The sequence below is a fragment of the Dellaglioa sp. CoH-56-MRSF-10 genome (assembly GCF_056782175.1).
This window is the reverse complement of record NZ_JBXAYF010000003.1, coordinates 146,160-159,771: the sequence shown is the minus strand read 5'-3', so window position 1 is coordinate 159,771 and position 13,612 is coordinate 146,160. Positions and strand designations below refer to the sequence as shown.

The 13,612-nt window shown below is 34.9% G+C and carries 14 protein-coding genes; 9 read left to right on the top strand and 5 right to left on the bottom strand.

The genetic code is table 11. From position 1 onward, the window contains the following. The first annotated feature begins 17 nt into the window (after positions 1 to 17). The 3 genes from rfbB to AC1RP4_RS04435 all read left to right on the top strand — a co-directional run bounded on the left by rfbB (position 18) and on the right by AC1RP4_RS04435 (position 2,856). The gene (gene rfbB, locus AC1RP4_RS04445; protein ID WP_481761530.1) at positions 18 to 1,046 is read left to right on the top strand and encodes a dTDP-glucose 4,6-dehydratase; all 1,029 of its coding nucleotides are present in this window, start codon (positions 18 to 20) and stop codon (positions 1,044 to 1,046) included. A gap of 47 nt (positions 1,047 to 1,093) precedes the next feature. Then, the gene (gene rfbD / locus AC1RP4_RS04440; protein WP_481761529.1) at positions 1,094 to 1,939 is read left to right on the top strand and encodes a dTDP-4-dehydrorhamnose reductase; all 846 of its coding nucleotides are present in this window, start codon (positions 1,094 to 1,096) and stop codon (positions 1,937 to 1,939) included. A 104-nt stretch (positions 1,940 to 2,043) separates the two neighbouring features. Next, positions 2,044 to 2,856 (top strand): sugar phosphate isomerase/epimerase, encoded by an 813-nt coding sequence (locus AC1RP4_RS04435; protein WP_481761528.1) that lies wholly within the window; start codon positions 2,044 to 2,046, stop codon positions 2,854 to 2,856. Between the two features lie 30 nt (positions 2,857 to 2,886). On the opposite strand, the gene AC1RP4_RS04430 is transcribed toward AC1RP4_RS04435, so the two are convergent. The 4 genes from AC1RP4_RS04430 to AC1RP4_RS04415 all read right to left on the bottom strand — a co-directional run bounded on the left by AC1RP4_RS04430 (position 2,887) and on the right by AC1RP4_RS04415 (position 5,396). Then, the gene (locus tag AC1RP4_RS04430; protein WP_481761527.1) at positions 2,887 to 4,179 is read right to left on the bottom strand and encodes an APC family permease; all 1,293 of its coding nucleotides are present in this window, start codon (positions 4,177 to 4,179) and stop codon (positions 2,887 to 2,889) included. Positions 4,180 to 4,282: 103 nt separating this feature from the next. Next, the gene (locus AC1RP4_RS04425) at positions 4,283 to 4,510 is read right to left on the bottom strand and encodes a DUF2922 domain-containing protein (protein WP_409022132.1); all 228 of its coding nucleotides are present in this window, start codon (positions 4,508 to 4,510) and stop codon (positions 4,283 to 4,285) included. Between the two features lie 22 nt (positions 4,511 to 4,532). Beyond that, complete coding sequence (locus AC1RP4_RS04420) at positions 4,533 to 4,733, bottom strand: DUF1659 domain-containing protein (RefSeq protein ID WP_409022133.1); 201 nt, start codon at positions 4,731 to 4,733, stop codon at positions 4,533 to 4,535. 99 nt (positions 4,734 to 4,832) lie between these two features. Continuing rightward, a complete protein-coding gene (locus tag AC1RP4_RS04415) occupies positions 4,833 to 5,396 on the bottom strand; it encodes a sigma-70 family RNA polymerase sigma factor (protein WP_481761526.1) in 564 nt (187 codons plus the stop codon). A gap of 258 nt (positions 5,397 to 5,654) precedes the next feature. Here AC1RP4_RS04415 and AC1RP4_RS04410 point away from each other — a divergent pair, with 258 nt between their 5' ends. The 3 genes from AC1RP4_RS04410 (at position 5,655) to AC1RP4_RS04400 (ending at position 9,475) form a co-directional block, all read left to right on the top strand. Continuing rightward, on the top strand, positions 5,655 to 6,506 hold the full coding sequence (locus tag AC1RP4_RS04410; protein ID WP_481761525.1) for a competence protein ComK: 852 nt from the start codon (positions 5,655 to 5,657) through the stop codon (positions 6,504 to 6,506). 90 nt (positions 6,507 to 6,596) lie between these two features. Next, on the top strand, positions 6,597 to 7,697 hold the full coding sequence (locus AC1RP4_RS04405) for a glucosaminidase domain-containing protein (RefSeq protein ID WP_481761524.1): 1,101 nt from the start codon (positions 6,597 to 6,599) through the stop codon (positions 7,695 to 7,697). A 65-nt stretch (positions 7,698 to 7,762) separates the two neighbouring features. Beyond that, complete coding sequence (locus AC1RP4_RS04400) at positions 7,763 to 9,475, top strand: N-acetylmuramoyl-L-alanine amidase (protein WP_481761523.1); 1,713 nt, start codon at positions 7,763 to 7,765, stop codon at positions 9,473 to 9,475. A 39-nt stretch (positions 9,476 to 9,514) separates the two neighbouring features. On the opposite strand, the gene rlmD is transcribed toward AC1RP4_RS04400, so the two are convergent. Beyond that, positions 9,515 to 10,912 (bottom strand): 23S rRNA (uracil(1939)-C(5))-methyltransferase RlmD, encoded by a 1,398-nt coding sequence (gene rlmD / locus AC1RP4_RS04395; RefSeq protein WP_481761522.1) that lies wholly within the window; start codon positions 10,910 to 10,912, stop codon positions 9,515 to 9,517. Between the two features lie 105 nt (positions 10,913 to 11,017). Here rlmD and recX point away from each other — a divergent pair, with 105 nt between their 5' ends. From recX to ntdP, 3 genes are all read left to right on the top strand, one after another. After that, a complete protein-coding gene (recX, locus tag AC1RP4_RS04390; RefSeq protein WP_481761521.1) occupies positions 11,018 to 11,827 on the top strand; it encodes a recombination regulator RecX in 810 nt (269 codons plus the stop codon). Beyond that, positions 11,824 to 12,945, top strand: a complete 1,122-nt coding sequence (gene mutY, locus AC1RP4_RS04385) for an A/G-specific adenine glycosylase (RefSeq protein WP_481761520.1) — start codon at positions 11,824 to 11,826, stop codon at positions 12,943 to 12,945. Before recX ends, mutY begins: the two co-directional genes overlap by 4 nt. Positions 12,946 to 13,027: 82 nt before the next feature. Beyond that, positions 13,028 to 13,585, top strand: coding sequence for a nucleoside tri-diphosphate phosphatase (gene ntdP / locus AC1RP4_RS04380; protein ID WP_481761519.1), 558 nt, complete (start codon positions 13,028 to 13,030; stop codon positions 13,583 to 13,585). The last annotated feature ends 27 nt before the right edge of the window (positions 13,586 to 13,612 follow it).

The following is a 13,612-nucleotide window of genomic DNA, read 5'->3' as shown; positions in this document are numbered from 1 at the left end:
AGGAGAGGTGTTTTTAAATGAAAAATATTATTGTAACAGGTGGGGCCGGATTTATTGGTTCTAATTTTGTCCATTATGTGGTTAATAACCACCCAGATGTTCACATTACCGTGTTAGATAAATTAACTTATGCAGGAAATAAAGAAAATTTAGCTGGACTACCTGCTGATCGTGTTGAGCTAGTAGTGGGAGATATTACTGACGCTAAACTAGTTGATGAACTTGTTAGCAAAACAGATGCGGTAGTACATTACGCTGCAGAAAGTCACAATGATAATTCTTTAAAAGATCCATCACCTTTTATTCAAACTAATATTATCGGAACATATACATTGCTAGAAGCTTGTCGTAAATACAATGTCCGCTACCATCATGTTTCAACTGATGAAGTGTATGGAGACTTACCATTACGCGAAGATTTACCCGGTCATGGGGAAGGTGAAGGTGAAAAATTCACACCTGAAACACGTTATAATCCAAGCAGTCCATATTCATCAACAAAGGCTGGATCAGATTTATTAGTTCGTGCATGGGTGCGTTCATTCAATTTACAGGCAACAATTTCAAATTGTTCCAATAATTATGGACCATACCAACATATTGAGAAGTTTATTCCAAGACAGATTACTAATGTTTTGAGTGGAATCCGGCCTAAGTTATATGGTTCTGGTAAAAATGTTCGCGATTGGATTCATACTAATGATCATTCAAGTGCTGTCTGGGCTATTTTAAATAAGGGTCGTATTGGTGAAACTTATTTGATTGGTGCGGATGGTGAACAAGATAATAAGGCTGTTTTGGAGTTGATTTTAGAATTAATGGGTCAACCTAAAGATGCTTATGATGTCGTTAAAGATCGCCCAGGACACGATTTACGATATGCTATTGATTCATCAAAATTACGTGAAGAGCTTGGTTGGAATCCTGAATTTACTGATTTTAAATCAGGATTACAAGATACGATTGATTGGTACCGAAATAATGAAAATTGGTGGAAAGCTGAGAAAGATGCAGTTGAAGCAAATTATGCAAAAAATGGACAATAATAACTAAGAATGGACTTAAGTCCATTCTTTTTTTGAAGGAGCTAATTATGAAAATATTAATTACGGGTGTAAATGGTCAATTAGGAACAGAATTAAGTCATTTATTAGATGAAAAAAAGATTGTATATACAGGAACTGGTTCTAAAGATTTAGATATTACTGACTCAAAAGCAGTTAATAATTATTTTTTAGATAATCGCCCAGAAATTGTCTACCACTGTGCAGCTTATACAGCTGTTGATAATGCTGAAGAAGAACCTGGTAAAGCTATTAATGAACAAGTTAATGTTATAGGTACTCAGAATATTGCCACAGCAGCAGAATCTGTGGGTGCTACGTTAGTTTACATTAGTACTGATTATGTATTTGATGGGACTAATGATCAAATGTATACAGAAAAAACACCCACTGCGCCTAAAAATGAATATGGTCGGACGAAGTTAGCTGGAGAAGAAGCCGTTGCTAAAATAATGAGTAAGTATTATATTATCCGTACATCATGGGTTTTTGGCGAATATGGAAAGAACTTCGTCTATACGATGCTAAACTTAGCTAAAACTCATGATCATCTGACTGTTGTTAGTGATCAGGTTGGACGGCCAACTTGGACTAGAACGCTGGCTGATTTTATGTTATATGCAGTTCAAAAAAATATTCCTTATGGGTTATATCAGCTTTCTAATGATAATTCATGTACTTGGTATGAATTTGCTAGTGAGATTTTAAAGGATGAAGTAGTTGAAATAAGTCCAGTAACGTCTGAAGAATATCCACAAAAGGCATACCGACCTAGACATTCAGTTATGGATTTGAGTAAAGTTAAAGCAACGGGATTTGAAGTACCAAGTTGGCAAGATGCTTTACATGAATTTATGGCTAAAATTGAAGTATAGAAAAGGGGAGTTTTCTAGTGATTTGAGAAATTGAATCATTAGAAGTCACTCCTTTTTATTTTCACCCAATTTAATGCTAACATAGTACCAAGGAGATGATTCAAATGACAATACCATTAGGATTAAAGGCGGGAACTGACCCAATTCAACTCCATGATCGGTTACAACATAATCCAGATATTTTTGAATTCTATCTAAATGAATTTGATGTTTCTGGAGATGGATTAAAACGATTATCAGATGAGATTGATGAGGTGAAGGCAACTACGAAGAAGATTGTCATGCATCATCCAATGAAGGTTGGTGAACAATCTGTTGAATTAGCCGTTTCCGAAACAGCTGATCCTAGGTTATATCGTTTTGTTAGAGAAAGTACTGAGACATTGATTCAGCTCGCAAAAGATAAATCAATTCAAACCCTCATTCATGGTTCATATAATCGACAAACGCCAACAATTATTGCTGAATATCCTAATTTTGAGGTTGCGGAATCAGCGTTATTTAATCGGATGGATTATTATCAAAAATATGGACAAAATAACGTCATGTTTGAGAATTCGATTTCTGATTTATTTTATTATGGGTCTGAAGAGATGGATCAGTTTATTCTACAAAAAGGGTATCGCTTAGCATTTGATACATCGCATGCCTTTATTAAACAAGCAGGTAGTAATACTGACTTACAAGCGAGTTTGAAACGGTTAATGCCAAATATCGTCCATTATCACTTAGTCGATTCAATGGGTAAATTTCATGATAGTTTAACTTTAGGAAAAGGCAAGATTGATTGGAAGTTAGCATATCCTTTGCTTAATCCAAATGCAACGACTATTTACGAAATTGATTTAGAAAATCAAAATGATTGTCGCGAAATGTTGGAAAGTCATGAATATCTACAAAATTTAATAGAAAAATAACCATTGGTTTTGAACTTTCAAAATCAATGGTTATTTTTTTCGGTTATCAAACCAGTAGAGTAAACACCCTAGTACTAACACGATAACGCCGAATAAGATGATTTTCCAATTAAAACTTAACAGTAAGTAAAGTGAGATAATTAATGCAAGGCTTGGAATAATTGGACCACCTGGTAATTTGAAACCTTTTGGTAAATTTGGATCATTATTGAATTTAAATGTTGCTAGAATTGTTGGTACATATTGGACAAACGATGCAAAGACAATGCATGATACTAAGAATAAATAACTACCGCTAAGTAGCAGGAGGATGCTTGTGATAGATGTCACAATGATTGCGATAACCGGTGTATTGTGTTTACTTTGCTTACCGATTATTTTTGGTAAAAGCTGATGTTCATTTGCTAGCGATGCAGCCACAATAGGTGTATTGAATGATACTGAGATGGCAACCCCAAGAATAGAGATCAACATCCCAATGATAATGATCATATAACCCCACTGACCAAAGATACTTTTGAATGCCGCAGCAATTGGTAATGAGTACGATCCTAAGTTAGGGCCAAGGATACCCACGGCAACCGTTTGAAGTAAAACATATAATAAAGTCACCGTTGCAATAACGCTTAATAGTGCTTTCGGAATATTCTTTTCCGGATTATCCATTTTAGCAGCAGCAATCGGTAAAAATGAAAAGCCAGTATACATATAAAAAATGACACCAAATGCTGTATTAAATTTCGTAAATAACTGAGTGTTACTGTGAATATCAGTCGGAATCATGGGCGTAAAATGAGCATCCTTAATGAAGAAAGCACCGACAATAATAAAGAGTAACATGATAAATACTTTAGCTGCAGAAGACAGATTGTCTGCGAAATCTAGAATAGCTGTTCCAAAATAATTAATGATGCCTAGAATAATGACTAAGGCAATTGCTGAAACATCATAAATAAGCGTTTGTTGTAATGCTGGAAAAAGTATTTTTAAGACAGTTAGTAACGCAGCAATTTCGGCTGACAAAGTCACTACGCCTAATATCCAAGTAAATATACCAACTTGAAAACCAGTAAATTTACCGAATGCATTATAGGCATATAACCAAGCCGCACCATCTTCCGAAAATTTACTTGCTAGTGTTGCGTAACAGAGCACAATCATGGTGACTGCTAATGCTGCAGCGATAATTGTAAAGATACTGAGTGGTCCAATATCATTATAAATTTTACCAGATAATAAGAAAATCCCCGATCCAATAATACCGTTAATTCCTAACAAGAAAACCGTGAAAAACGTCATTTTTTTATCTTCTATTTTATTCATTACAATCCCCCTAAATTTTAGAATAGCCAATATGATGTTAAAAGGCAATTGATAGGTGCTATGAGGGTACAAAAAAAGCCAACAATTAAGTTGGCTTTTACGGTTAAACTAAATCGTTTGTGTAGATTGGTGTTTCAATGGTTTCAACAAATTGTGCTGAGATAGGGGTTACGAACATTTTTTCGTTATCACGATGGAATAAATCAGAACCTGTAATGTCATCCATGGCTTTCTTAACGGTTGCTGGATCTAAATCTGTATTAACGTAACGTAATTTCATATGGCGCGTTTTACCCGCTTCATTTTTAAATGCTAAATCTAATTGTTTCATATAATTTCCTCCTTAGGTTTGATTAAGCTAAAAGACTTGATTCTGTGCGGATGGTCATTTTAACGGTGTTATCACCAGTTAATGAAGCAACTGTAGCGCCGAGTTGTGCAATAGCTTCGTTAGAGGCATTTTCAGTAATGTTAGCGAATGAACGTTTACGTTCAGAGCCGTCAGAACTTAATCCCTCAACGATAACGTTTGTTTTTACCCAAGTTTTACTCATATATGTTCTCCTTTGTGTGTCTATATTTGATAAGTGCCGCGACGCCTTACATAGATAATAAAGAATCGGTTAACCATTTTGTAAAGCAAATACTGATATTTATTCTTGATTCATTTGAGCAATGACTAAAAGTACTTTCCGACCGACGCTATTACGCCAGTTATAGGCTGTTTGACGGCTAACATGATGACTGGCAGCAATTTCTGTGACTGTTTTGTGTCTAATATAACAATCGACTAGATAATGTTGTTCGGCGTTTGAACAGAGGTCATAGAGTGATTTAAAAAGGTGTTCTGTAAATAATTTTTCAGCGATAGTATCTTGTGTTTGGAGGGTTAAATCAATGATGGAATCAGTTGGATTAGTTGAATCATCCTTATTAGGTTCTAAATGCGTTTGTTGATTAGATTGTCGATTAATTAAATCAAGAAGTCGCCAGTAGACACGTTGATAGGCGTAAACCATGAAAGTTTGTTCATTATCTTCAATAGTTTTAGGGTATTGGTCATATGCAGCGCTGAATGCTAATCGTGCTTCTTGTACGAAATCGTCATATGAAGCATGCGATTGATTAATCGACATTCTTTTTAGAACACCAAAGATAAGTTTTTCACGGTCATTTTTCAGTAGAAAAGCTAGACCTGGGTTTATTTGATTTGACATATTAGTAGAGTTGCCTCGTTTCTTTTAAGATCCCTTGGCCAAGGTTCTTAATTAGAATACGAGGTTATTCAATTTTAAAATAGACGACGAAATGAGCGTATTTATGGGTTTTTGATGAGCATTTAAGAATTAAAGGTAGACTATTAATTTTCTTAAGATAAACTTAACAATTAGACTTAAGTTCACACAAGATTAGTTACAATTAAATCTGTAACATAGGATAAGTTGTTAAATGAAAGTAAGAAAAGGAGTAGGCTATTGAACTTGGAGAATGAATTAGAACGGGATTTTAAAGAAATTATAGATTATCCAGAAACACGCTTATTGACTGTTGGGTCTCAATATTGGCGAAACTTGTTGGAGAATCATCCAATAATAGACGTTACGGATGATCATTTTTTTACAGAACATGGAATTGTAACGGATAACTATCAAGTGAACATGGAGACAACTTTGTATATTCACCATATAACACACAGACGGGATGATTTACGATCCATTATTTTTGATAAGCATAAAGATATTTTATTATGTAAATACACAACAACAAATTTTGTGAATCGCTTGATTAATGAAAAAATTCTAACTTTTGTCGCAATGCGTGCGATTGTGTCATTAGTTGAAAAGAAACAAGCTCTACCTTACACATGTGGTATGTATCAGTTATTTCCAGATAGTGGGCCATCAAAACGGGATGCCTCATGGACGGCAGGACACCATCTTGCTAATATTTCCGATGTAGAAAATGGAACTGATTTATTTTTCAACAATGGATTAAGAATTAGAGTTCAAAGTAAGTATTCGCAATTTCTAAAGCAATTAAATTTAGCGCATCTTTTTACAGATATTCAAGTTTCTTTGGCCAGTAAAATAGCTGCAGAACTTGGTTTTGAAAATCCAACACCCCAATTTAGATATCATGATGCTATCTTATCTTTAGTTCAGAACAGACGTGATACCTATGTGGATAAAATAGATTTCATTAAGGAAGTTAAGCATTTATTAGCCATCTACACGTTGAAAGGGTATTCTGATGAATCACCTGACGACTCAATTATCAAAAAAACGTGTAGTTGGGCGCATACTAATAGAGGCATTATGCGTTACTAATTGTAATCATAATGTAACGGAAAAAGGCGTTATTAGACATGCAAATTTGATATAATTAAAGCTGATAATTTCGGAAAAATAGGGGGAAATATGAAAAATAAAAAGTTGTTAACAAAATTAGTTACGGTAACATTTGTTGCTATTACGGGATTTAGCTCAATAAACTTACCAATTGGGAATCAAAGTAAAAATGAATCAACAGTTACGGCAGCCACGACTGCCCAAACAAAGGCTCTCATTGAAAAGAATGGACCAACGATTCAAGCAGTGTCAAAAGATAAAAACTTGTATCCATCAGTGATGCTATCACAGATGATTCTTGAATCTTCTTGGGGTCAAAGTACGTTGGCAAAAAAGGCTAATAATTTTTTTGGTATGAAGGGTGCCTATAAGGGACAATCATATTCAGTTAAATCATTGGAATATAATAGCAAAGGGAAAGCTTATTATGCGGTGTCTAAATTTAAAAAATACCCAAATGCTAAAGCATCTATTCAAGATTATGCCAACCATTTACGTAACGGTGTAAGTTGGGATGCTAAGTATTACTCAGGTACATGGCGTGAAAAAGCTAGTACTTATCAAAAAGCAACAGCATCATTGAGTTTAAAATACTCGACAAGTAGTGCCTACGGTAAAAAATTAAATAACTTAATTTCTAGATATAATTTAGCTAGTTTAGATAATACCGTTAAAGTCGCTTATAATGGCGCAGCCGGTTCTGAAACAGTCAAAGTAGCTAATACTGGTTACCGTCTTTACAATCATGTTAAAGGAACAGCAGGTAGTCGTGATAAAGGTGCGGCTGCTAAGTTGACAGGTAAGACAGTCTATGCGGACATGCGTGGCGTAAAAGAAGGTAGCACAACTTGGTATCGAGTAAGAGTTAAAGGCACATCAACGAAGTATTGGATCTATAAACAAGCATTAAAATTAAGAAAAACAAGTTATTCTACAGTAAAAAATACAGGAAATTTTAATAATAAATCATATCAGTTACATAATCATGTTTATAATTCAGATTATTTATCTAAAAAGACAGGTCAATCAAAAACACATAATAATAGAACTTATACAATTAATAAAAAAGCGATTATTACTGATTACAATGGGTCTAAATCAACGATGTACCGAGTCAAAATTGGATCTACTAATCATTGGGTCTATAAGGGAGCCATTAATAAACATTAATTTATTAGGTTGTTGAACTAATATTGCTAAGGGATAGCAATAAAAAAATAGGAGAGTTATTGAAAATGCAGAAAAAAATAGTAATGGGTTTTGCCATTGTTTTGGGGATTGTAGCGGCTGGATTAATGAATCAATCAGTTTCGGCTTCATCAAAGGTAAATAATTATATACATTCTCAACATATTGCACCAAATGAGATTACAAGTGCTATCTGGGGTGGTTTTCCAACCGATGATATGACTTATCGTCAAGGTAAACCAGAAGGTGTTGTTGTTCATGAAACAGCTAACCCATCATCTACCATATATGGTGAAATGGCTTTTATGAAAGCCAATTATGGTAATGCATTTGTGCACAGTTTTGTTGACGATCATAATATTATTAATATTGCAAAAACGAACGTCATGTCATGGGGCTCTGGTCCTAAAGGTAACCAACGTTTCGTGCAATTTGAAGAAACGCGTGTTCATAGCAAGTCGGCATTTGCACGAGAAGTTAATAATGCCGCCTACTATACTGCCTATATTTTACAACAATATGGGTTGAAACCAAGTTTAGCAACTGCTAGCAATCATGGAGCGGGCGCAACAGTTTGGGCACATGCAGATGTCAGTAAGTATTTAGGTGCAACTGATCATGGTGATCCAGTTGGTTACTATAGCGAATCTGGTAATAAATGGTTTAATGAGTCATATTCAATGTCAGACTTGTATGATTTAATCAAAGAATACTACACACAATTAGGTGTGAAGGTCGCATATCACAGTGCAGCTGGATCAGAAACTGTTCAGATGAATAATACAAGTTACCGTCTTTATAACCATGTTAAAGGGACGGTCGGCGCAGTCGATAAAGGTTCAAGCAGCAAGTTAAGCGGTAAAACATTGTATGCAGATATGCGTGGTGTTAAAAATGGTAGCACTACTTGGTATCGCGTCCGTGTTAAAGGGACATCCACAAAATATTGGATCTATAGTGACGCCTTAAAATTAAGAAAAGTAAGTTACTCACCAATGAATGTTTCAGCTAAATTTAATGGTAAGTCATATCAGTTACATGATCATGTATACAATTCAGATTATCTATCTAAAAAGACAGGTGATTCAGCCAATTATAAAAATAGAACATATACAATTAATCAAAAAGCCGTTATAACTGATTATAATGGTGCTAAATCAACGATGTATCGTATTAAAATTGGTTCAGATGATCATTGGGTTTACACAGGAGCAGTCAATAAGGATGCACTAGTTAATTTAGAAATGCATAGTGCATCTGGTTCAGAAACTGCAAAAGTTAATAGTAATAAATATATGCTTTATAACTCAGTTAAGAACTCTACTGATAATACGGTTAACTATGGTTCTTCAACACAATTAACTGGGCAAACAGTGAAATTATTAGCTCGAGCAGAAAATAGAAGCCAAGGAACAACTTGGTATCAAATTAAATCAGGATTAAATAAATATTGGGTTTATTCAAAGGCCTTAACATTTAATCAATCAATTACTTATAAGTCACTTAAACAGACTGGAACCGTAAGTACGACAAGCACTTACTACTTGCATAATCATGTTTATAATTCAGCATATTTATCAGTAACAACAGGAAGAGCAAGTGATGCTACAATTAGAGGTAAAGCAGTTAATGTAGATTGCATGGCTACAATTAAAGAAAATGGTAAAGAAGATTCATATATGTACCGTTTTACAGTTATTGAAACAGGAAAGACCTATTGGGCTTATGGTAGCGTCTTAGTTGGTCGAACGAATAGTTAAAGCAAAAAAAGAAGCCATTTTATGGCTTCTTTTTTTGCTTTATTTTCCTGAAGAACGACGTGATAATTTAACGACGGCTTCAACTTTTGATGTTTGTGGGAACATATCAACGGGTTGAATATAATCAACGCGGTATGATTTTGTTAACAATTCTAAATCTTTTGCGAGTGTCGATGGATTACATGATACATAAACAAATTTTTTAGGACGACTCTTATTGATGGCTTCAATTAATTGATCATCTAAACCAGTACGTGGTGGATCAACAACTAGGGCATCAGGTACGAAACCTTCTTCCAACCATTTAGGTAAGATATCTTCAGCTTTACCAACTTCATATGTGGTATTTTCTTGATGTGATAGAACAGCATTTTCTCGTGCATCTTCAATCGCTTCAGGTGTTGTATCCATACCGCGAACTTCTTTAGCACCATGGGCAACATAAAGGCCAACGGTACCAACACCACAGTAAGCATCAACTAATGATTCATTTTTATCTAAGTTAAGAGCTTTATTGATTTCATCGTATAAAACGCCAGTTTGAACTGGGTTTAATTGGAAGAAAGCACGTGCTGATAATTTGAATTTCATTTTACCAAGACGTTCCATGATGAAGTCTTGGCCAGCGATATTAATGGTTTCGTCACCCCAAATAAGTGATGTTTCACCTTTGTTGATATTTTGCATGACAGAAGTAACCATAGGTAATTCTTCTAAGATATGCATAACTAGTTCACGTTTCTTAGGTAATTTTGCCGAGTTTGTGATGAAGGTTAATTGAACCTCACCGGTATCAAAAGATTCACGAACAACAAGCGTTTTGATAATACCTGATTTAGCTTCTTCATTGTAAATAGGAATTCCGAGTTCCTCTAATAACGCAACAACGTGACGAATAACAAGCATTGTTGTAGGACGTTGCGTACTGAATTCTTTTAAGTCTACTAAATCATGACTCTTTGGTTTGTAAAGTCCAGCGATGACGTGACCATCTTTTTCGCGAACTTGGAATTGCGCTTTATTACGGTATTCATATGGATTTTGCATACCGATAGTTTCTTTTAAATCATAGTGTTCATAACCACGCGGTTTATATCTTTCTAAAGATTGTACGATAACATCTTTTTTGAAAGCTAATTGGCCTTTGTAGTTTAAATGTTCTAATTCAATTCCGCCGACTTCACTGTATGTTGCGTCTTTTGGTTCAACGCGAACAGGACTTTGTTTACGAATTTTATGAATTTTAGCGTTGATATAAGAATCTGCAACACTAGTGACTTCTGCTACAACGACTTCGTCTGGAAGAGCACCAGGTACGAATGTAATCTTACGTTTGTAATAGCCGATGCCTTCACCATTAATACCTAAGCGTTTAATAGTTAAAGGAAAACGTGAACCGGCTTCAATTTCTGATCCAAATTCTTGATTGTCTGACATATTTTTATAAACTCCTTATTGCTTTTTTCTTATTATAACACAGGAATATTGGCATTTTGGCAGTTCAAAGATATAATAACAAGATAAGCATTTAAAGGAGTCTATATGACAAAAAAAATCACAAAAATAACCACACAAAAACGTGCTGGACGATATAATGTCTTTCTGGATGAAAAATATGCTTTTCCAATTGGGGAAGAAGTTCTTATTTCATTTCATCTTGCTAAAGGGATGGAATTAGATGAGGCATTAATTAAACAAATTGCTGATGCAGATGATCGTTCAAAAGCGTATTCAAAAGCGTTAAACTATTTATCAACGCAAATGCGAACCGTAAAAGAGATTAAGGATTATTTGAAGAAACATGAAATTACGGAAGACGCGATTGAAGAAACAATCGAAAAGTTATATGAATTTAGATTAGTAAATGATCTTGAATATGCTAAAAGTTACGTTAGAACAATGATGCACACGTCGGATAAAGGACCAACAGTCATTCGCCAAAAGTTACGATTAAAAGGTGTTGCAGCTGAAAGTATTGATGAAGCCTTAGAAGAATTTCCAGTTGATGACCAATTAGAAAATGGAATTAAAGTCGCCGAAAAATTAGTTAAGCATTACCACGATCAATCGTTTAGTAATTTAAAGAACAAGGTTCGTCAGGCATTAATGACTAAAGGCTTTAAGTCTGATGACATTTCACAAATAATGGATGCCTTAGAACTTGAAATTGATCCCGAAGCCGAATGGGATGCACTTGTTAAACAAGGGGATAAAGTCTGGAAACGGCAACGTCGCTTGGAAGGTAGTCAGCGCGCCATGAAAGTTAAACAGGGGCTATTTCAAAAAGGGTTTCAGTTTGATGATATTAATGAATATATTGAGCTGAAAGAACAAGATGAGGCGCTTGAATGATAATGTGGGATGACGCAAAAATCACAGCTTTTCAAGAGGCATTGTTAACTTGGTATGATAGTGAAAAAAGGGATCTTCCTTGGCGCAGAGACCATGAACCCTACCATATTTGGGTATCAGAAATTATGCTCCAACAAACACAAGTAAATACGGTTATTCCGTACTATGAACGATTTATGGAATGGTTTCCGAGTGTTGAAAATTTTGCTAATGCGCCAGAAGAACGTATTTTAAAAGCATGGGAAGGACTCGGTTACTATTCAAGAGTTCGAAACATGCAAAAAGCAGCAAAACAAGTTGTTCAAGATTATTCTGGGCAATGGCCGCAAACAGCTAAGGAACTGCAAAATTTAGTTGGAATTGGGCCATATACTGCCGGAGCAATCGCAAGTATTGCTTTTAACGAAGTTGTTCCTGCCGTTGATGGTAATGCTTTTCGTGTATTTTCACGCTTATTTGAGATAGAAGATGATATTGCGAAACCACAGACCCGACTTATTTTTGAAAAAGTCATTCAACAAATTATTTCTAAAGAAAGACCTGGAGACTTTAACCAAGCTGTCATGGATTTGGGTTCAAGTTACATGAGTGCTAAGAATCCAGATTCTGAACATTCTCCAGTTAAGTCGTTTAATCAAGCTTATTTAGATGGTAAAGAACTTGATTATCCAGTGAAATCAAAGAAGCCGCGACCAGTTGAAATGCCCTATATTGCTTTGATAATTGAAACAAAAAAAGGGTATTTATTTGAGAAACGTTCTAGTAAAGGGATGCTCGCAAATTTATTAGCGTTTCCTTTAATTAAGCTGGAAGAACTGGAAGACAAACCAGGAGACGTGTTATTAACGGATGATTTAGTTATAAAATTAGGCCAATGGAGCCAAGATAATTTGAACCATAAGTTGATTTTTTCAGCATTAGAAGGTTCCGTCGTAAAACATACCTTTACCCATCAAAAATGGTTAATTGAATTATTTACCGTGAAAAGTAAATCGTTTGACTTAAGTTATTTTCCTGGCGAATTCATACTTGAAAAAGATTTTGACCAGATTGCAGTTCCTAAAGTACAACAAAAAATTTGGGACAAATATATCAGCCTTTCTTCAAATAAATTTTAGTAAAATAGTTCTTTTTTTGGTATAATATTCATGCAATCGATGTAAAATGCACTACGTGTTTAGAAAGTGGGTTTTGGTAGAGATGAGTAATCAGTCAAAGGAGCCTAAAGAGGGCGACTTCATTACCATAAAGAGTTATAAACACGACGGTAGTTTGCATCGAACATGGCGTGATACGATGGTGTTGAAAACAAGTGAGAATATGATTATTGGGTGTAATGATCATACATTGGTGACCGAAGCAGATGGCCGGCGATGGGTGACCAGAGAACCAGCAATTATCTTTTTTCATAAACACTATTGGTTTAATATTATAGCCATGATACGTGATAACGGCGTTTCTTATTATTGTAATTTGGCTTCACCAGCCACGTTAGATAAGGAAGCTTTGAAATATATAGATTATGATTTAGATGTCAAAGTTTTCCCAGATGGTGAGAAACGGTTATTGGATGTAGATGAATATGCAGAACACGGGAAAAAATGGGAATATTCTGACGATATCGATAAGATATTGAAGTATAACGTCCGAACACTTGTGGACTGGATAGATAACGGGAAAGGGCCATTTTCTAAAGAATATATAGATATCTGGTACAATCGTTACCTCGAACTAGCGGAACGTGAAAATAATAAATAAAAAGGATAATTCTGAATTTTAAGTAGA

Excerpts from the sequence above, each read along its gene's own strand:
- rfbB (WP_481761530.1), top strand. The coding sequence starts at position 18 with ATGAAAAATATTATTGTAACAGGTGGGGCCGGATTTATTGGTTCTAAT.
- rfbD (WP_481761529.1), top strand. The coding sequence starts at position 1,094 with ATGAAAATATTAATTACGGGTGTAAATGGTCAATTAGGAACAGAATTA.
- AC1RP4_RS04435 (WP_481761528.1), top strand. The coding sequence starts at position 2,044 with ATGACAATACCATTAGGATTAAAGGCGGGAACTGACCCAATTCAACTC.
- AC1RP4_RS04430 (WP_481761527.1), bottom strand. The coding sequence starts at position 4,179 with ATGAATAAAATAGAAGATAAAAAAATGACGTTTTTCACGGTTTTCTTG.
- AC1RP4_RS04425 (WP_409022132.1), bottom strand. The coding sequence starts at position 4,510 with ATGAAACAATTAGATTTAGCATTTAAAAATGAAGCGGGTAAAACGCGC.
- AC1RP4_RS04420 (WP_409022133.1), bottom strand. The coding sequence starts at position 4,733 with ATGAGTAAAACTTGGGTAAAAACAAACGTTATCGTTGAGGGATTAAGT.
- AC1RP4_RS04415 (WP_481761526.1), bottom strand. The coding sequence starts at position 5,396 with ATGTCAAATCAAATAAACCCAGGTCTAGCTTTTCTACTGAAAAATGAC.
- AC1RP4_RS04405 (WP_481761524.1), top strand. The coding sequence starts at position 6,597 with ATGAAAAATAAAAAGTTGTTAACAAAATTAGTTACGGTAACATTTGTT.
- AC1RP4_RS04400 (WP_481761523.1), top strand. The coding sequence starts at position 7,763 with ATGCAGAAAAAAATAGTAATGGGTTTTGCCATTGTTTTGGGGATTGTA.
- rlmD (WP_481761522.1), bottom strand. The coding sequence starts at position 10,912 with ATGTCAGACAATCAAGAATTTGGATCAGAAATTGAAGCCGGTTCACGT.
- recX (WP_481761521.1), top strand. The coding sequence starts at position 11,018 with ATGACAAAAAAAATCACAAAAATAACCACACAAAAACGTGCTGGACGA.
- mutY (WP_481761520.1), top strand. The coding sequence starts at position 11,824 with ATGATAATGTGGGATGACGCAAAAATCACAGCTTTTCAAGAGGCATTG.
- ntdP (WP_481761519.1), top strand. The coding sequence starts at position 13,028 with ATGAGTAATCAGTCAAAGGAGCCTAAAGAGGGCGACTTCATTACCATA.